The organism is Micromonospora sp. CNZ297 (assembly GCF_007827625.1).
In genome coordinates, this window is sequence record NZ_VISU01000010.1 from 42300 (window position 1) to 59237 (window position 16938).

At 72.1% G+C, this 16938-nt stretch carries 17 protein-coding genes; 11 read left to right on the forward strand and 6 right to left on the reverse strand.

Annotation, left to right across the window (positions count from 1 at the left end):
- Nucleotides 1-4 precede the first annotated feature (4 nt).
- Genes FB454_RS18765 through FB454_RS35440 form a run of 4 tightly spaced genes read left to right on the forward strand, consistent with a single transcriptional unit; the run spans nucleotide 5 to nucleotide 1644 of the window.
- Nucleotides 5-661: a Maf family protein gene (locus FB454_RS18765; protein WP_013284039.1), complete on the forward strand. Its 657-nt coding sequence runs from the start codon at nucleotides 5-7 to the stop codon at nucleotides 659-661.
- 9 nt (nucleotides 662-670) lie between these two features.
- The gene (locus FB454_RS18770) at nucleotides 671-1324 is read left to right on the forward strand and encodes an O-methyltransferase (RefSeq protein ID WP_013474001.1); all 654 of its coding nucleotides are present in this window, start codon (nucleotides 671-673) and stop codon (nucleotides 1322-1324) included.
- Nucleotides 1325-1349: 25 nt separating this feature from the next.
- Complete coding sequence (locus FB454_RS35435) at nucleotides 1350-1484, forward strand: hypothetical protein (RefSeq protein ID WP_486481552.1); 135 nt, start codon at nucleotides 1350-1352, stop codon at nucleotides 1482-1484.
- A gap of 25 nt (nucleotides 1485-1509) precedes the next feature.
- Nucleotides 1510-1644 carry a hypothetical protein gene (locus FB454_RS35440; protein WP_486481553.1) on the forward strand — a complete coding sequence of 45 codons (135 nt, stop codon included), beginning with the start codon at nucleotides 1510-1512 and terminating at the stop codon, nucleotides 1642-1644.
- A 77-nt stretch (nucleotides 1645-1721) separates the two neighbouring features.
- On the opposite strand, the gene FB454_RS18775 is transcribed toward FB454_RS35440, so the two are convergent.
- The 4 genes from FB454_RS18775 to FB454_RS18790 form a co-directional block, all read right to left on the reverse strand.
- The gene (locus FB454_RS18775; RefSeq protein WP_145823248.1) at nucleotides 1722-3197 is read right to left on the reverse strand and encodes an MFS transporter; all 1476 of its coding nucleotides are present in this window, start codon (nucleotides 3195-3197) and stop codon (nucleotides 1722-1724) included.
- A gap of 63 nt (nucleotides 3198-3260) precedes the next feature.
- Entirely contained in the window at nucleotides 3261-4016 is a 756-nt protein-coding gene (locus FB454_RS18780; RefSeq protein WP_013284036.1) for an ABC transporter permease, read from the reverse strand.
- Nucleotides 4017-4033: 17 nt separating this feature from the next.
- Complete coding sequence (locus FB454_RS18785) at nucleotides 4034-4993, reverse strand: ATP-binding cassette domain-containing protein (RefSeq protein WP_145823249.1); 960 nt, start codon at nucleotides 4991-4993, stop codon at nucleotides 4034-4036.
- A 127-nt stretch (nucleotides 4994-5120) separates the two neighbouring features.
- Complete coding sequence (locus FB454_RS18790; protein ID WP_145823282.1) at nucleotides 5121-5711, reverse strand: PadR family transcriptional regulator; 591 nt, start codon at nucleotides 5709-5711, stop codon at nucleotides 5121-5123.
- Nucleotides 5712-5843: 132 nt separating this feature from the next.
- Between FB454_RS18790 and FB454_RS18795 the strand changes: the two genes are divergently transcribed.
- Together FB454_RS18795 and FB454_RS18800 are read left to right on the forward strand one after the other, a co-directional pair.
- Nucleotides 5844-7595, forward strand: a complete 1752-nt coding sequence (locus tag FB454_RS18795; protein WP_013473998.1) for an acetyl/propionyl/methylcrotonyl-CoA carboxylase subunit alpha — start codon at nucleotides 5844-5846, stop codon at nucleotides 7593-7595.
- A gap of 125 nt (nucleotides 7596-7720) precedes the next feature.
- Nucleotides 7721-9160 carry a GuaB1 family IMP dehydrogenase-related protein gene (locus tag FB454_RS18800; RefSeq protein WP_013284032.1) on the forward strand — a complete coding sequence of 480 codons (1440 nt, stop codon included), beginning with the start codon at nucleotides 7721-7723 and terminating at the stop codon, nucleotides 9158-9160.
- A 21-nt stretch (nucleotides 9161-9181) separates the two neighbouring features.
- Here the strand turns inward: FB454_RS18800 and FB454_RS18805 are convergent, their stop codons facing one another.
- Complete coding sequence (locus tag FB454_RS18805; RefSeq protein WP_013284031.1) at nucleotides 9182-9721, reverse strand: TetR/AcrR family transcriptional regulator; 540 nt, start codon at nucleotides 9719-9721, stop codon at nucleotides 9182-9184.
- An 85-nt stretch (nucleotides 9722-9806) separates the two neighbouring features.
- Here FB454_RS18805 and FB454_RS18810 point away from each other — a divergent pair, with 85 nt between their 5' ends.
- Nucleotides 9807-10250 (forward strand): DoxX family membrane protein, encoded by a 444-nt coding sequence (locus tag FB454_RS18810; protein WP_145823250.1) that lies wholly within the window; start codon nucleotides 9807-9809, stop codon nucleotides 10248-10250.
- A 44-nt stretch (nucleotides 10251-10294) separates the two neighbouring features.
- Here the strand turns inward: FB454_RS18810 and FB454_RS18815 are convergent, their stop codons facing one another.
- Nucleotides 10295-11917 carry a DHA2 family efflux MFS transporter permease subunit gene (locus tag FB454_RS18815; protein ID WP_145823251.1) on the reverse strand — a complete coding sequence of 541 codons (1623 nt, stop codon included), beginning with the start codon at nucleotides 11915-11917 and terminating at the stop codon, nucleotides 10295-10297.
- A gap of 54 nt (nucleotides 11918-11971) precedes the next feature.
- Here FB454_RS18815 and FB454_RS18820 point away from each other — a divergent pair, with 54 nt between their 5' ends.
- From FB454_RS18820 to FB454_RS18835, 4 genes are all read left to right on the forward strand, one after another.
- Entirely contained in the window at nucleotides 11972-12487 is a 516-nt protein-coding gene (locus tag FB454_RS18820; RefSeq protein ID WP_013284028.1) for a MarR family winged helix-turn-helix transcriptional regulator, read from the forward strand.
- A gap of 61 nt (nucleotides 12488-12548) precedes the next feature.
- A complete protein-coding gene (locus FB454_RS18825) occupies nucleotides 12549-13070 on the forward strand; it encodes a MarR family winged helix-turn-helix transcriptional regulator (protein WP_030270693.1) in 522 nt (173 codons plus the stop codon).
- Nucleotides 13064-14797 carry an ABC transporter ATP-binding protein gene (locus tag FB454_RS18830; protein ID WP_013284026.1) on the forward strand — a complete coding sequence of 578 codons (1734 nt, stop codon included), beginning with the start codon at nucleotides 13064-13066 and terminating at the stop codon, nucleotides 14795-14797. Before FB454_RS18825 ends, FB454_RS18830 begins: the two co-directional genes overlap by 7 nt.
- A complete protein-coding gene (locus tag FB454_RS18835) occupies nucleotides 14794-16872 on the forward strand; it encodes an ABC transporter ATP-binding protein (RefSeq protein ID WP_145754387.1) in 2079 nt (692 codons plus the stop codon). Before FB454_RS18830 ends, FB454_RS18835 begins: the two co-directional genes overlap by 4 nt.
- The last annotated feature ends 66 nt before the right edge of the window (nucleotides 16873-16938 follow it).

Sequence of the window (16938 nt, forward strand, 5' to 3'; positions counted from 1 at the left end):
CGGGGTGTCGACCTCCGTACCGGTGCGCCTCGTGCTCGCCTCGCAGTCTCCCGCCCGCCGCAAGTTGCTCCAGGCCGCCGGGATCGAGCCGGACGTGCTGGTCAGCGGCGTGGACGAGTCGCAGGTGGTGAGCGATCGGGCCGAGGATCTGTGCCTGGAGCTGGCCCGGCTGAAGGCGCAGGCGGTACGTGATCGGCTGCGGCCCTCGCCGGACGAGCGCACGCTGGTGCTCGGCTGTGACTCGGTACTCGCCTTCGACGGCGAGATCCTCGGCAAGCCCGATGACGCGGCGGACGCCACCCGGCGGTGGCAGCGGATGCGCGGGCACAGCGGTGTCCTGCACACCGGGCACTGCCTGATCGACGTGACCCACGAGTCCCGCGCCGAGGCCGTCGCCTCGACCACCGTGCACTTCGCGGATGTCAGCGACGACGAGATCGCCGCGTACGTGGCGACGGGCGAGCCGCTGGCCGTGGCGGGCGCGTTCACCATCGACGGGCTGGGCGGGGCGTTCCTGACCGGGATCGAGGGTGACCCGGGCACGGTGGTGGGGTTGTCCCTGCCGTTGCTGCGCCGGCTGCTCGCCGAGGTGGAGCTGAGCATCGTCGACCTGTGGACGAAGATCGCGCCCGGGGGCCAGGAGATCGAACATCTCGGCTAACGTCCGGACATGACCACGAAGCCGCTGCCGCTCACCCCGGAACTGCACGCTTACCTGGTGGCCCACGGGTCCGCCCCGGACGAGATCGTCCAGGAGCTGGCCGAGGAGACCCGGGCGGCCCTGCCCGCCGAGGCGGTCATGCAGGTCGCGCCCGAACAGGCCGCGTTCCTGACGTTCCTGACCCGGCTGCTCGGCGTACGGCAGGCGGTCGAGGTCGGCACGTTCACCGGCCTCTCCTCGCTGGCCATCGCCCGAGGGCTGGCCGAGGACGGCCGGTTGACCTGCTTCGACATCTCCGAGGAGTACACGGGCGTGGCCCGGCGCTACTGGCAGCGCGCCGGTGTGCAGGACCGCATCGAGCTGCGCATCGGCCCGGCCGCGGAGACGCTGCGCGAACTGCCCCGCGAGCGTTACCTGGACTTCGCTTTCATCGACGCGGACAAGGTCGGCTACCCGATCTACTGGGACGAGCTGGTGCCCCGCATGCGTCCCGGCGCGGTGATCGCCGTCGACAACACGCTGCGCGACGGCCGGGTGCTCGCCCCGCGCAACGCCGACGACCGGGCGATCGCCGCGTTCAACGACGCGGTCATCGCGGACGTCCGGGTCGAGGCGGTCATGCTGCCGATCGCCGACGGGGTCACGCTCGCCCGGGTGCTCTGAGCCGACTGAACACAACCTCGCCGTGGTGGCGGCATCCCTGAGCACCGGATACCGCCACCTCGCCGACATGGAGTCGATCAAGCCACCCGCACCAAACAGGCAACGCACGGCGGCCATGACACCCACCGCCGACGACCTCACACTCGCCCGGGCGCGCTGAGCCAGCCGAACACAACCTCCCCGAAGTGGCGGCATCCCTGAGCACCGGATACCGCCACCTCGCCGACATGGAGTCGATCAAGCCACCCGCACCAAACAGGCAGCGCACGGCGGCCATGACACCCACCGCCGACGACCTCACACTCGCCCGGACGCTCTGAGCCGACCGAACACAACCTCCCCGAAGTGGCGGCATCCCTGAGCACCGGATACCGCCACCTCGCCGAGGTGGAGTCGATCAAGCCGCGCGGACCGGCGCGGGCAGGGCACGGCCCAGCCGTACGGTCAGCAGCACCGCCACTGCGATGAACGCGGGCAGCAGCAGGAACGCCGGGTGTGGGCCGACGCCGTCGGCCACCCATCCGAGCGCCACCGGTGCGATCCCGAAACCCACACCCATCGAGTACGCGGACCAGCCCGCCGCCTTGTCCGCGGCCGGACCGGCGACGGCCAGCGCGATCGAGATCGCCAACGGGTAGTGCAGCGCGTTGCCGAGCCCGAGCACGACCAGCCCGGTGACCGCGAGCCAGCCGACGGTGCTGCCCCAGAACAGCGCGAACCCGGCCATCGAGACGGTGAGCGCGCCGAGCAGCAGCGGCACCGGCGCCCAGCGCAACGCGGCCCGGCCACCGGCGAGCCGGCCGGCGAACATGCCGCAGACGATCGCAGCGACCGCCGCCGACGCCCCGCCCGCGCTCAGCCCGGCATGGGTCCGCAGCACGTCGGCGGTCCACAACGACAGGCAGACCTCGATCGACCCGGTGACGGACATCAGAACCCAGGCGATCCAGTACGCCCGCGGCAGCCGCCCCGCCGCACCGGAGCCGAAGGAGGAAACGGGCTCCCCGGAGGCGGGAACGGCCGAGGCCCGGACGGAGGAATCGGTGGCGACGGCCTCGACGGCACCGGAGGCGGGAACAACCGAAGCGGGCACGGCAGGAGCGGGAACGACCGAAGCCGGGACGGCAGGAGCGGGGACGACCGAAGCAGGCACCACGGGAGCGGTGACGACGGGAGCAGGCACCACGGGACCGGGGACGACGGGAGCAGGCACGACGGCCTCGGAAACCCCGAGGGCGGGGACAGCGGACACCCGGGTGGAGACGGCCACGGGGACGGGCATGCCGGCAGCCGCGTCAGCGGGGGCGGTTTTCGGCCCGCGTACCCGGAAAGTCAGGGCGGCGAGCGCGACGAGCGTGATCAGCCCGACCTCGACGGCCATCAGCGGTCGCCAGCCGAGACCGGCGTCGACGGTGGCGCCGATGGTCAGCGGCGCCAGGATGCCCATGCCGGCGCAGGCCGCGTTGGCCTCGGTGAGCGCGGCGGGGGCGGCGGGTCCGTGCCGGGCGGTGAGCATCACGCTGACGCCGCTGACGACCATCATGCCGAAGGTGGCGATGACCGCGACGGAGGCGAGCGTGGCCGGCAGCGGACGGAGCAGGCCGAGCGCGGTGACTCCGGCGGCGACACCGGCGAGGCCGAGCCAGATGGCCGGGCCGCGGCCGAGGCGGCGGGCGACCGGGGCGAACAGCGCGCCGCCGGCGAGCGCGCCTACGGCGATGCCGGTGCTGTGCAGGCCGGCGACGGCGGCGCTGGTGCCCTGTTCGTCGCGGAGCAGGGGTACGACCGGGCCGAACCCGTAGAGGAAGAAGCCCCACAGACCGAGCTGGGCGTAGGTCAGCCAGGTGATCCGGTCACGGGTGAGGCGGGGCACCGGCCTTACGCTACGCGCGCCCGGCCGGTGCCCCGCCCCTGCTGAGAGGTAGGTCTCCCCTGCTCAGCGGACGCTGCGGGCGAACTGGCGGGCGGCCCAGAACACGCCTGCGGCGGCGAGCACCGCGATGATGCCGAGGCCCTGCCAGACGCGGTCGTTGCCGAGGTCGCCGTTGAACAGCGCACGGGTGCCCTCGACCGCCCAGGAGAACGGGTTCCACTTGGCCACGCCCTGGAGCCAGCCGGGGGCGAAGGTGAGCGGCAGCAGGATGCCGGAGAGCAGCAGCACCGGCTGCGCGACTGTGTTCATCAGCGGGGCGAGCGCGTCCTCGCTCTTGACCTTGAGCGCGATGCCGTAGGAGACGGCCGAGGTCATCAGCGCGATGAGGGCGAGCATCAGGTACGCCAGGAGCAGGTTGCCGATGAACACGCGCAGGTCGAACGCGAGCGCCAGCAGCGTGATGATGATCGCCTGAGCGATCAGCGAGACGACGTCGCGCAGCGAGCGGCCGAGCAGCAGGGCGAGCCGGCTGACCGGGGTGACCCGGGAGCGCTCGATCACGCCGGCGCGCAGCTCGGCGATCAGGCCGAACCCCTGGAACAGGCCGCCGAAGATGGCCAGCAGCACGAGCAGGCCGGGCACGAAGATCTTGTACGCGGCGGCCTGGGTGGGCGCGTTCAGCGCCGGCTTGAGCAGCGGGGCGAACAGAAGCAGGTACATCACCGGCTGGAAGACGCCGACGAAGATCCATACCGGGTTGCGCAGCAGCAGTTGCGTCTGGCGCTGGAAGATCAGCCAGGTGTCGCGGGCGAGTTTCATGACAGCTTCTCCGGAGGTCAGGACTCGCGCAGCGAGCGGCCGGTCTTGGTGAGGAAGACGTCGTCCAGGCTGGGGCGGTGCAGCTCGATCGAGCGCAGGTCCAGCCCGGCGTGGTCGAGGCGGCGCAGCACCTGCGGGATGGCGGTGGCGCCCTCGTCGACGTAGAGGCGCAGGCCGCCCTCGTCGACGGTCTCCAGCTTGCTCACGTACGCCTCGGTGTCGAGCAGTTCGGCGGCGCGCGGGGTGCTCGGCGCGTCCAGGCCGACGATCACCACCTCGCCGGAGATCTCCCGCTTCAGCTCGGCCGGTGTGCCCTCGGCGACCACCTCGCCGTGGTCCATGATCGCGATGCGGTCGCAGAGCGCGTCCGCCTCGTCCAGGTAGTGCGTGGTGATGAAGACGGTCATCCCCTCGGTGCGCAGCCGGCGGATCTCGTCCCACATGTGCGCGCGGCTCTGCGGGTCGAGGCCGGTGGTCGGCTCGTCCAGGAAGACGATCTTCGGCTCGTGGATGATGCCGAGCGCGATCTCGACGCGCCGGCGCTGACCGCCGGAGTAGGTCTTGCACTTGCGGTCGGCGTACTCGGTGAGCTGGAACGCTTCGAGCGCGCGCTCGGCGCGGCGGTGCGCCTCGGCCTTGCCGATGCCGTAGAGGCGGGCCTGGAGGACCAGCTCCTCACGGGCGCTCGACTCGTCCCAGGTGCTGCCGCCCTGTGCGACGTAACCGATCCGGCGGCGCACCTCGGCCGGGTCCTTGCGCAGGTCGGCGCCGGCCACAGTGGCCTCGCCACCGTCCGGCTCGATGAGGGTGGCGAGCATCCGCAGCGTGGTGGTCTTGCCGGCGCCGTTGGGCCCGAGGAAGCCGAAGATCTCCCCCGCCGCCACGTCGAGGTTGACGCCGCGGACAGCGTCCACGGTCTTCGTCTCGCGACCCGCGCGGGAGCGGTACGACTTCCGCAACCCCCTGGTCTCGATCATTTCTGCTCCTGGTCGTCCGGGCGGACCTGAGCGGCCGCCGATCGTCCGCGAGGACGCACGAATCCCCCGCGATTCCCGCTGAGGCTAACGCGATATAGCTCTTTTGGTCAACGTTGATTATGTCGTGTCACCGTGATCCGTCGGACCAGCCCGACCAGCCCTCGGCCTGCTCCATCCCATCGGGCAGGTACGACACTCCCGACTCGATCCGCTCCGCGATCCGCTCGCACCAGGCCGTCTCCGCCTCGGCGCGGGCCAGCCACAGCTCGAACATCCACCCGACGTGCACCGGCTTGCGGGTGCGCACCCAGTCCGAGTCGAGCGAGGCCCGCATCGATTCCACCCCGGCCCGCAGCAGGTTCGCCCGGTTGCGCAGCGCCGCCGCGGCCTCGTCGCGGGGCATCGCCGGCAGGAAGGAGAACGCCGCGACGAACGGATCGGGCGGCTCCTGGACCTGCCACCACTGCGCCCGCAGCAGCGTCTCGAACTCGCCCTCCCCCTTCGCCGTCACCTCGTACGTGGTACGCGCCGGACGGGCGCCCACCTGCTCGACCGAGACGGTCCGCAGCAGGCCCTCGTCGGTGAGCTTGCGCAGCGCGTGGTAGATCGAGCCGGGCTGCACGTTCGCCCACTTGTCCGCGCTCCAACTGAGCAGTTCGCGGCGCACGTCGTAGCCGTGCACCGGCTGCATCCACCTGACCAGGCCGAGAATCATCATCCGCGTCGCCGACACGGGACAAGCGTAATAACCAAGTTTGACTACAGTGCCGCATCCCACACTGAGCGATCGTTAGGCTCCTCAGCTCGGCCGCTAAACTCCCGGCAACGACCTCCCGGGAGGAGCCACAAGGTGCGCAAGGTTCTCATCGCCAACCGCGGCGAGATCGCCGTCCGCGTCATCCGCGCCTGCCGCGACGCCGGGCTGGCCAGCGTCGCCGTCTACGCGGACTCCGACCGGGACGCCCTGCACGCCACGCTCGCCGACGAGGCGTACGCCCTCGGCGGCGACACCGCCGCGGACAGCTACCTGCGCATCGACAAGCTGATCGACGTGGCGGCCCGCTCCGGCGCGGACGCGGTGCACCCCGGCTACGGCTTCCTCTCCGAGAACGCCGACTTCGCCCAGGCCGTCATCGACGCCGGGCTGACCTGGATCGGCCCCACCCCGCAGGCGATCCGCGACCTGGGCGACAAGGTGACCGCCCGGCACATCGCGCAGCGCGCCGGCGCGCCGCTGGTGCCCGGCACCCCGGACCCGGTGGGCAACGCCGACGAGGTGATGGCGTTCGCCGTCGACCACGGCCTGCCGGTCGCCATCAAGGCCGCCTTCGGCGGTGGCGGGCGCGGCCTCAAGGTCGCCCGCACCATGGAGGAGATCCCGCACCTGTTCGAGTCGGCCACCCGCGAGGCGGTCGCCGCGTTCGGCCGCGGCGAGTGCTTCGTCGAGCGCTACCTGGACAAGCCGCGCCACGTCGAGGCGCAGGTGCTGGCCGACCAGCACGGCAACGTGATCGTGGTGGGCACCCGGGACTGCTCGCTTCAGCGCCGGCACCAGAAGCTGGTCGAGGAGGCGCCCGCGCCGTTCCTCACCGACGCCCAGCGGGCCCAGATCCACGACAGCGCCAAGGCCATCTGCCGGGAGGCCGGCTACCACGGTGCCGGCACCGTGGAATACCTGGTCGGCGTGGACGGCACGATCTCGTTCCTGGAGGTCAACACGCGGCTCCAGGTCGAGCACCCGGTGACCGAGGAGACCGCCGGCATCGACCTGGTCCGCGAGCAGTTCCGCATCGCCGACGGGGAGAAGCTGCGCTTCACCGAGGACCCGACGCCGCGCGGGCACGCCATCGAGTTCCGCATCAACGGCGAGGACCCGGGCCGCAACTTCCTGCCCGCACCGGGCACCGTCACCGCCCTGCGCCTGCCCTCCGGGCCGGGCGTGCGGGTGGACACCGGCATCTCGGCCGGCGACGTGATCGGCGGCAACTTCGACTCGCTGCTGGCCAAGGTGATCATCGTCGGCGAGACGCGTACCGAGGCGCTGGAGCGGGCCCGCCGGGCGCTCGACGAGATGGTGGTCGACGGCATGGCCACGGCGCTGCCCTTCCACCGCCTGGTGATCCGCGACGAGGCGTTCACCGCCGAGCCGTTCACCGTGCACACCCGGTGGATCGAGACCGAGTGGGACAACACCGTACCGGCCTTCACCGCCACCGCCGGCGCCGCCGACGAGCCGGCCGAGCGCGAGACCGTCGTGGTCGAGGTGGGCGGCAAGCGGCTGGAGGTCGTCCTCCCCGCCGGGCTCGGCGCGGGTACGGCGGCAGCCGCGCCCGCCGCGAAGAAGCCGGCCCGCCGGGGTGGCGGAGGCAAGGCGGGTGCCGCGGTCAGCGGTGACACGCTCACCTCCCCGATGCAGGGCACGATCGTGAAGATCGCCGTCGCCGACGGCGACGAGGTGGCCGAGGGCGAGCTGGTCGTGGTGCTGGAGGCGATGAAGATGGAGCAGCCGCTGCACGCGCACAAGGCCGGCACTGTCAGCGGGCTCGCCGCCGAGGTCGGCGCGGTGATCACCGCCGGCGCGGCGATCTGCACCATCGCCTGAGGTGTAAGGAAGGGCCCCTTCTTAACGCCTGAGGTAGAGAAGGGGCCCCTTCTTAACAGCGCGGGGCCGGGTGGTCTGAGCCACCACCGGGGGCGGGACCGCGCTCGGGCGGGAATGATGGCCGGGTGCGGTTCCTTCACGGCGCGGTCCCCGCGCACGACCTGACCTACAACGACGTCTTCATGGCGCCCAACCGTTCCGAGGTGGGCTCCCGGCTCGACGTCGACCTGGCCACCACCGACGGGACCGGCACCACGATCCCGCTCGTGGTGGCGAACATGACAGCCGTCGCGGGCCGGCGGATGGCCGAGACCGTGGCCCGGCGCGGCGCGGTGGCGGTGATCCCGCAGGACATCCCGATCGAGGTCGTCGCCAACGTGGTCGGCTGGGTCAAGCAGCGGCACCTGGTGCACGACACGGCGATCACGCTCGGCCCGACCGACACCGTCGGCGACGCCATTCACCTGCTGCCCAAGCGTTCGCACGGCGCGGTGGTCGTGGTCGACGCGGACGGCCGGCCGATGGGTGTGGTGACCGAGGCGGACACCGTCGGGGTGGACCGCTTCGCCCAGCTCCGGCACGTGATGTCGACCGAGCTGCACACCGTTCCGGCGGACGCGGACCCGCGTACCGGATTCGACCGGCTGTCGGCGGGCCGGCGGCGGCTCGCGCCGGTGGTGGACGGCGACGGACGCCTGATCGGGGTGCTGACCCGGCAGGGCGCTCTGCGCGCCACGCTCTACAAGCCCGCAGTGGACGACCGGGGGCGGCTGCGGATCGCCGCCGCAGTGGGCATCAACGGCGACGTCACCGGCAAGGCCGCCGCGCTGCTGGAGGCCGGGGTGGACACGCTCGTCGTGGACACCGCGCACGGGCACCAGGAGCGGATGCTCCAGGCGCTGCGGGCGGTCCGCCGGCTGGACCCGCCGGTGCCGGTGGCGGCCGGGAACGTGGTGACCGCCGACGGCGTACGCGACCTGGTCGACGCGGGCGCGGACATCGTGAAGGTCGGCGTCGGACCGGGTGCGATGTGCACCACCCGGATGATGACCGGCGTGGGCCGCCCGCAGTTCTCCGCCGTGCTCGACTGCGCGGCGGCGGCCCGCTCGCTGGGGCGGCACGTCTGGGCCGACGGCGGCGTACGCCACCCGCGGGACGTGGCGCTGGCGCTCGCGGCGGGCGCCTCGAACGTGATGATCGGCTCCTGGTTCGCCGGCACCTACGAGTCCCCCGGCGACCTCTACACCGACGCCGACGGGCGGCGCTACAAGGAGAGCTTCGGCATGGCGTCGTCGCGTGCGGTGAGCGCCCGTACGGCCGAGGACAGCGCGTTCGACAGGGCCCGCAAGGCGATCTTCGAGGAGGGCATCTCCTCGGCCCGGATGTATCTGGACCCGAACCGGCCCGGCGTCGAGGACCTGATCGACGAGATCATCTCCGGCGTACGCAGCGCGTTCACGTACGCGGGGGCGCGCAGCCTGGAGGAGTTCCACGAGCGGGCGCTCGTCGGCGTGCAGAGCGCCGCCGGGTACACCGAGGGGATGCCGCTGCCCACGAGCTGGTGACGCCCCGACCGGCCCGCCGGCTCAGTCGAACAACCGCCTGATCACGGTACGGGCGGCGGCCTCCGGGTCGTCGCCCACCCGTGGTGGCAGCGCGCCGGAGAGCCAGAGCGTGGCGAAGCCGTGCACGATCGACCAGGCGGCGAGCGCGTCCGCGTCCGGCTCCCGACCGGTGTGCCGGGCCACCCCCTCGCGCAGCACATCCCCCGACCGGGCGCGGGCGGCGACCAGCTCCGGGGCGTCGGCCCGGTACAGCTCGGGCCGGAACATGACGTCGAAGTGCGCGCGGTGCCGCACCGCGAACCCGACGTAGGCCACGCCGGTGTCGAGCAGGTCGTCCCCGGCCTGCCGCAACGCGTCGGCGAGCAGGTCGAAGCCCTGCGTGGCGAGCGCGGTGAGCAGCCCGGCCTTGTCGCCGAAGTGGTGCGCGGGCGCGGCGTGCGAGACGCCGGCGCGCCGGGCCAGTTCACGCAGGCTCAGCGCGGCCGGCCCGGACTCGGCGATCGCCTCGGCGGCGGTGCTCAGCAGGACGCGGCGGAGGTCGCCGTGGTGGTACGAGGCCATGCCGTCACCCTAACTTGTCATTGACAAGATGGCACCCGTCGACGCAATCTTGTCAGCGACAAGATATTCGTCGGAGGGATCGACAATGGCACCCCTGATCGCACTCCTCGCCGGCACCGCGCTGGCCCGGATCGCCGGCCTGCTCGGCATGGACGCCCTGGACGGGTGGCACCCCGCGCTGCGGGTCGGGCTGGCGCTGATGTTCGTGCTGACCGGCGTGGCCCACTTCGCGTCCCGCCGGGCCGACCTGATCGCGATGGTCCCGCCGTCGCTGCCCCGGCCCGGCCTGCTGGTCACAGTCACCGGCGTGCTGGAACTCGCCGGCGCGCTCGCCCTGCTGTTCCCGGCCACCGCGCGCCCGGCTGCGGCCGGGCTGGTGCTGCTGATGCTCGCCATGTTCCCGGCGAACGTGTCGGCAGCGCGGCGTCGCCTCACGCTCGCCGGCCGCCCGGTGACGCCGCTCGGCGTCCGTACGGTGCTCCAGGTCGTCTTCGTGGCCGCGGCGCTGACGGTCGCCCTCGGCGGATGAGCCGACGGCATGCCCGGCCGGGACGGCCCCGGCGGGGACGCGGCTCAGGCCCGGGCCGGCTCCGCCTCGGCGGGCGGGGACTCCCCGGTCTCCTCATGGCGCACCGTCGGCAGGCGCATGCAGGCGACCAGGCCGATCAGCAGGAACCCGGCGCCCGCGAAGGCCGCGTACCTGGTGGCGTCGGAGAACGCCCGCTTCGCCTCCTCCGCGATCGGGGCGGTACGCGGGTCCGCCTCCAACCCGGTGATCGCCGCACCGGCGCTCTCCTTGACCGCGCTCACCACCTGGTCCCGCTGGACCGGGGTGAGTCCGGGCTGGTCGGCCAGGCGGTCGCCGAGGATCCCGCCGAGACCGGCGAAGAGCACGGTGCCGAGCACCGCGATGCCGAGCGCGGAGCCGACCTGCCGGGCGGTGCTCTGCAGGCCCGAGCCCTGGCCGCTGAGGCGTACCGGCACCTGCGACAGCGAGACGCCGGTGAGCTGGGCGGTGGCCAGGCCGACGCCGACGCCGTACACGAACAGGAAGCCCAGCGGCGCCCACCAACTGGTGTCCGGCGCGACCACGAACCCGAGCCCGGCCACGCCGACCAGTTCGGCGGCCACGCCGAGCTGGACCACCCGGGCCGCGCCCCAGCGCTGGGTCAGCGGCGCGCCGATGCCGCTGGCCAGGAAGCTGCCGACGGCGAGCGGCAGCAGCGCCAGGCCGGTCCGGAAGGCGCTGTAGCCGAGCACGTTCTGGAACCACAGCGGCAGCGCGAACAGCAGGCCGAACTCGCCCAGGCTGACGATCGCGGCGGCCAGGATGCCGTTGCGGAACGAACCGATGCCGAACAACGACAGGTCGAGCAGCGCCGGGCGGCCGGCCCGGTTGCGGCGTACCTGCTGGGCCAGGAAGATGCCGAGCGCAACGAGACCCACCAGCGCGGCCACCGGCACCGGCGAGATCGACGCGGTCCAGTCCAGCCCGAACAGGCGCAACGGCCGCTCCCGCTCCCACCAGCCGTAGGTGCGGCCCTCGATCAGCGCGAAGACCACGCCGGTCATGCCGACCACCGAGAGCAGCGCGCCGAGCAGGTCCACCCCGCGCTCGGCCCGCTCGTCGCGGGACTCGGCCACGAGCACGAGCGTCGCGACGATCACGGCCAGGCCGACCGGCACGTTGATGCCGAAGGCCCACCGCCAGGAGTACGTGGTGGTGAGCCAGCCGCCGAGCAGCGGCCCGAGCGCCGCCGCGCCACCGATCGTGGAGCCCCAGACGGCGAACGCGATGCCCTTCTCCCGGCCGGTGAAGTTGGCGTTGAGCAGGGAGAGCGAGGTGGGCAGCATCATCGCCCCGCCGACGCCCTGGAGCACCCGGGAGGCGATGAGTGTCTCGCCGGAGCCGGCGAGCGCCGCGAGCACGCTCGCGACCACGAACACGGTGACGCCGACGAGGAACATCCGCCGCCGCCCGGACCGGTCGGCGAAGCGACCGGCGACCAGCAGCAGCGCCGCGAAGACCAGGGTGTACGCCTCCTGCACCCACTGCGCGTCGGTGGAGGTGATGTCGAGGTCCCGGATGATCTGCGGCACCGCGACGTTCACGATCGTGGCGTCCACGATGATCATCGCTACGCCGAGGCTGATGGCCAGCAGCCCGAACCAGCGTCCGCGCCCGTCGCCGCGCATCTCGCCCTCCTTTTAGCTAGATTCTCTAGCTACCCGAGATGCTAGCTTTATCCCATGGAAGGGGTGCCGTCAACCGGAGAGCCCGCGCCGGGTCCGCCGCCGAGCAGCGAGGCCTCCCGCGCGCTGCGCGACGTGCTGCGGATCGCGGGTGACACCCGGGCCGCGCTGGCCCGCCGCCTGGGCCTCAACGCCACCGACGCGGCGGCGATCGACCACCTGGTCTCCAGCCCGGAGCCACTGGGCCCGGTGGAACTGGGCAACCGGCTCGGCATCCGGTCCGCCTCGGCGACCACGCTCGTCGACCGGCTCGTGCAGGCCGGTCACGTCGCCCGGACCCCCCACCCGCACGACAGGCGGCGACTCAGCCTCCAGGTGACCGAGAGCGCTGTGAGCGAGGTGCTGGAGGCGCTGCGCCCGATGCTCGTCGGCGTCGACCGGGCGGTCGCCCGGCTCACGCCCGAGCAGGCCGAGGCCACCACCGCGTTCCTGCGCGAGGTCACCGAGGTGATGCGGGAGTACGTCGCCACCGCCCCCGACGAGCCGTCCCGGGCACGCGCCGACCGCGGCTGAGGAGATTCTCAGAAATAGTTTGGGGCCTGATGGTTCGGGAGCTAATCTGACGCTCGTGAACATGGGCCCGCTCGTCCGCTTCCCCGACGCGTTGCACCACGCGCCACTCGGCCGGCTGATCTCGATCGCCGGTCACGTCGTCGAGCAGCACTGGGGGCGTTACCTGGCCGAACACCACGGGCTCACGTCCGCCGGCATGCGGGTCCTGATGATCCTCCTCCGTTCCGGCGACGTGAGCCACCGGGAAATGGCCGAGCTGTGCTTCGTCCGGCCCGCCACGCTCACCGGCATCGTGGACACCCTCGAACGCGACGGCTTCGTCAGCCGCCGTCGCGACCCGGAGGACCGCCGCACGGTCCGGCTCACGCTGACCGACAAGGGCGGCGAGCACGCCCGCGCCATCATCGACATGATCCACAGCGACCGGCCGTTGACGTCGGTCGACGCCGACCCGGCCAACCGGGCGGTGATCCGCCAGTTCCTGATCGAAATCATCACCGGCATGTCCGACGGGGACCTCCGTCGGTTGAACCGGGACAGCGAGTCCGACACCGAGCCGCCAACGGGGAGCCATCCGTGTTGATCCGCCTGCTCCGCTCACATCTGCACCCGTACCGACGATGGCTGGCCGCCGTGGTGGCGTTCCAGTTCGTCGGCACCATCGCCTCGCTCTACCTGCCCAGCCTGAACGCCGACATCATCGACCGGGGCGTCGCCGTCGGCGACACCGACCAGATCCTGCGTACGGGCGGGTGGATGCTGGTGGTCAGCCTGCTCCAGATCGCCTGTTCGATCGCCGCCGTCTACTTCGGCGCGAAGACCGCGATGGCGTTCGGCCGCGACGTACGCGGCTCGATCTTCCGCCGCGTCAACAGCTTCTCCGCCCGCGAGGTCGCCCGGTTCGGAGCGCCGTCCCTGATCACCCGCAACACCAACGACGTCCAGCAGGTGCAGATGCTGGTGCTGCTGAGCTGCACCATGCTGGTGGCCGCGCCGATCATGAGCGTCGGCGGCGTGGTGATGGCGCTGCGCGAGGACGTCGGGCTCTCCTGGCTGATGCTGGTCTGCGTACCGGTGCTCGCAGTCGCGCTGGGCCTGATCATCCGCCGGATGGTGCCGGGCTTCCGGCTCATGCAGACCCGGATCGACACCGTCAACCGGGTGCTCCGCGAGCAGATCACCGGCATCCGGGTGGTCCGGGCGTTCGTCCGCGAGCCGTACGAGACCGACCGGTTCCGGGTCGCGAACACCGACCTGACCACCACCGCGCTGCGGATCGGACGGCTTCAGGCGCTGATCTTCCCGATCGTGATGCTGGTGCTGAACGTCTCCAGCGTCGCCGTGCTCTGGTTCGGCGCGGCACGGGTCGACTCCGGTCAGATCCAGGTCGGCGCGCTCACCGCGTTCCTGCAATACCTGATGCAGATCCTGATGGCGGTCATGATGGCCACCTTCATGCTGATGATGGTGCCCCGGGCGGCGGTCTGCGCCGAGCGCATCGAGGAGGTGCTGGACACCGACTCGTCGGTGGTGCCGGCCACCGACCCGGTCACCGAGGTCACCGGCCGCGGCGAACTGGAACTACGCGGCGCCGGATTCCAGTACCCGGGCGCGAGCGCGCCGGTGCTGCACGACATCTCGTTCCGCGCCGAACCGGGCCGCACCACCGCGATCATCGGTTCCACCGGCGCCGGCAAGACCACGCTGCTGACGCTCATCCCCCGGCTCGTCGACCCGACCGCCGGCGCGGTCCTGGTCGACGGCGTGGACGTACGGGACCTGGCCCCGGACGAGCTGTGGCGGCGGATCGGGCTGGTGCCCCAGCGGCCGTACCTGTTCACCGGCACCGTCGCCAGCAACCTGCGCTACGGCAACCCGGACGCCACCGACGCGGACCTGTGGGCCGCGCTGGAGATCGCCCAGGCGCGTGACTTCGTCACCGAGATGCCGGGCGGGCTGGAGGCGCCGATCGCGCAGGGCGGCACCAACGTCTCCGGCGGCCAGCGGCAACGCCTGGCCATCGCCCGCGCGCTCGTCCGCAAACCGGAGATCTATCTCTTCGACGACTCCTTCTCCGCGCTCGACCTCGGCACGGACGCCCGGCTGCGGGCCGCCCTCAAGCCGGTCACCGCGGACGCGGCGGTGGTGATCGTGGCCCAGCGGGTCTCCACGATCATCGACGCCGACCAGATCATCGTGCTCGAGGACGGGGGTGTCGTCGGGATGGGACGACATGAGGAACTGCTGGAGAGCTGCCCCACGTACGCCGAGATCGTCGCGTCGCAGCAGACGGCGGAGGTGGCCGCGTGAGCGCGCCGACCGGGGGGAACAGCGGGACGCCACCGGTTCCGCAGCAGAAGAACGAGCCGACGCGGCTGCCGCCGGCCGGACGGCGCCCCGCTGGCGGCCCGCCGCACATGAGCATGGGCATGCCGGCCGAGAAGGCGATGAACTTCGGGCCGTCGGCACGCCGGCTGCTGGCACGGCTGCGGCCGTACCGGCTCCAGCTCACCGGCGTGCTCGCGCTGGCCCTGGCCAGCGTCGGGCTCAGCGTCATCGGGCCGAAGGTGCTCGGCCACGCCACCGACATCATCTTCAGCGGGGTGATCGGGCGGCAGCTTCCGCCCGGCACCACCACCGAGGCGGCGGCGGAGGCGGCCCGCGCCGAGGGCAACGGCAACTTCGCCGACATGCTGGCCCGGATGGACGTGATCCCGGGGACCGGCATCGACTTCGACGCGCTGGGCCGGGTGCTGGCGTTCGCCGTCGTGCTCTACATCGGCGCCAGCATGCTCCAGTGGGCGCAGGGCTGGGTGCTCAACGGGGTGGTGCAGCGCACCGTGCTGACGCTGCGCGCCGACGTGGAGGACAAGCTCAACCGGCTGCCGCTGCCCTACTTCGACAAGCAGCCCCGCGGTGAGCTGCTGAGCCGCGTCACGAACGACATCGACAACGTGTCGCAGACGCTCCAGCAGACGCTGAGCCAGTTGCTCACGTCGCTGCTCACCGTCGTCGGCGTACTCGGGATGATGTTCTGGATCTCGCCGTTGCTGGCTGTCGTCGCGCTCGTCGCGGTGCCGCTGTCGGTGGTGGTCACCAGCCTGATCGCCAAGCGGTCGCAGGGCAAGTTCATCGCCCAGTGGAAGCACACCGGCGAGCTGAACGGCCAGATCGAGGAGGCGTACACCGGGCACGAGCTGGTCAAGGTCTTCGGCCGGCAGAAGGAGGTCGAGGCCGCCTTCCACGCCAAGAACGAGGAGCTGTTCCGGGCCGGCTTCGGCGCGCAGTTCGTCTCCGGGCTGATCATGCCGGCGATGTTCTTCATCGGGAACCTCAGCTACGTCGCGATCGCCGTGGTCGGCGGCCTGCGGGTGGCGTCGGGCTCGATGAGCCTCGGTGACGTGCAGGCGTTCATCCAGTACTCGCGGCAGTTCACCCAGCCGCTCACCCAGGTCGCGTCGATGGCCAACCTGCTGCAGTCCGGGGTCGCCTCGGCCGAGCGGGTCTTCGCCGTGCTCGACGCCGACGAGCAGAGCCCCGACCCGGCCGAGCCGGCCCGGGTCGCCGACCCGCACGGGCGGGTCGAGTTCGAGCACGTCTCCTTCCGGTACGACCCGGAGAAGCCGCTCATCGACGACCTGTCGCTGGTCGCCGAGCCGGGTCACACGGTCGCCATCGTCGGTCCCACCGGCGCCGGCAAGACCACGCTGGTCAACCTGGTCATGCGGTTCTACGAGCTGGACGCCGGGCGGATCACGCTGGACGGGGTGGACATCTCCACGATGCGCCGCGACGACCTGCGCGGCCGGATCGGCATGGTGCTCCAGGACACCTGGCTGTTCGGCGGGACCATCCGGGACAACATCGCCTACGGCCGGCCGGACGCCACCGAGGAGGAGATCCTCGCCGCCGCCCGGGCGACCTTCGTGGACCGGTTCGTCCGCAGCCTGCCGGACGGCTACGACACGGTGATCGACGAGGAGGGCAGCAACGTCAGCGCCGGGGAGAAGCAGCTCATCACCATCGCTCGGGCGTTCCTGGCCGAGCCGTCGCTGCTGATCCTGGACGAGGCGACCAGCTCGGTGGACACCCGGACCGAGGTGCTGCTCCAGCGCGCCATGGCGGCGCTGCGCTCGGACCGGACGAGCTTCGTCATCGCGCACCGGCTCTCCACCATCCGCGACGCCGACCTGATCCTGATGATGGAGCAGGGCCGGATCGTCGAGCAGGGCACCCACGACCAGCTCGTCGCCGCCGGTGGCGCGTACGCCCGGCTCTACCGGGCGCAGTTCAGCGGCGCGGTGATCGAGGACGAGGTGCCGGCGCCCGCCCCGGCCGGCCCGCCGGGGATGCGGGCCGGCGCCGGCACGCCGGTCGGGAACTGACGTGGACCCGGCCACAGGTCCGGCACCGGTCCCCGTCCGGGTGCCTCACCGGCACCCGGACGGGCC

What these genes read in the sequence shown, in the direction of transcription:
- FB454_RS18770 (WP_013474001.1), top strand. Translation starts at nt 671, where the DNA reads ATGACCACGAAGCCGCTGCCGCTCACCCCGGAACTGCACGCTTACCTG.
- FB454_RS18780 (WP_013284036.1), bottom strand. Translation starts at nt 4,016, where the DNA reads ATGAAACTCGCCCGCGACACCTGGCTGATCTTCCAGCGCCAGACGCAA.
- FB454_RS18785 (WP_145823249.1), bottom strand. Translation starts at nt 4,993, where the DNA reads ATGATCGAGACCAGGGGGTTGCGGAAGTCGTACCGCTCCCGCGCGGGT.
- FB454_RS18790 (WP_145823282.1), bottom strand. Translation starts at nt 5,711, where the DNA reads ATGATGATTCTCGGCCTGGTCAGGTGGATGCAGCCGGTGCACGGCTAC.
- FB454_RS18805 (WP_013284031.1), bottom strand. Translation starts at nt 9,721, where the DNA reads ATGGCCTCGTACCACCACGGCGACCTCCGCCGCGTCCTGCTGAGCACC.
- FB454_RS18810 (WP_145823250.1), top strand. Translation starts at nt 9,807, where the DNA reads ATGGCACCCCTGATCGCACTCCTCGCCGGCACCGCGCTGGCCCGGATC.
- FB454_RS18815 (WP_145823251.1), bottom strand. Translation starts at nt 11,917, where the DNA reads ATGCGCGGCGACGGGCGCGGACGCTGGTTCGGGCTGCTGGCCATCAGC.
- FB454_RS18820 (WP_013284028.1), top strand. Translation starts at nt 11,972, where the DNA reads ATGGAAGGGGTGCCGTCAACCGGAGAGCCCGCGCCGGGTCCGCCGCCG.
- FB454_RS18825 (WP_030270693.1), top strand. Translation starts at nt 12,549, where the DNA reads ATGGGCCCGCTCGTCCGCTTCCCCGACGCGTTGCACCACGCGCCACTC.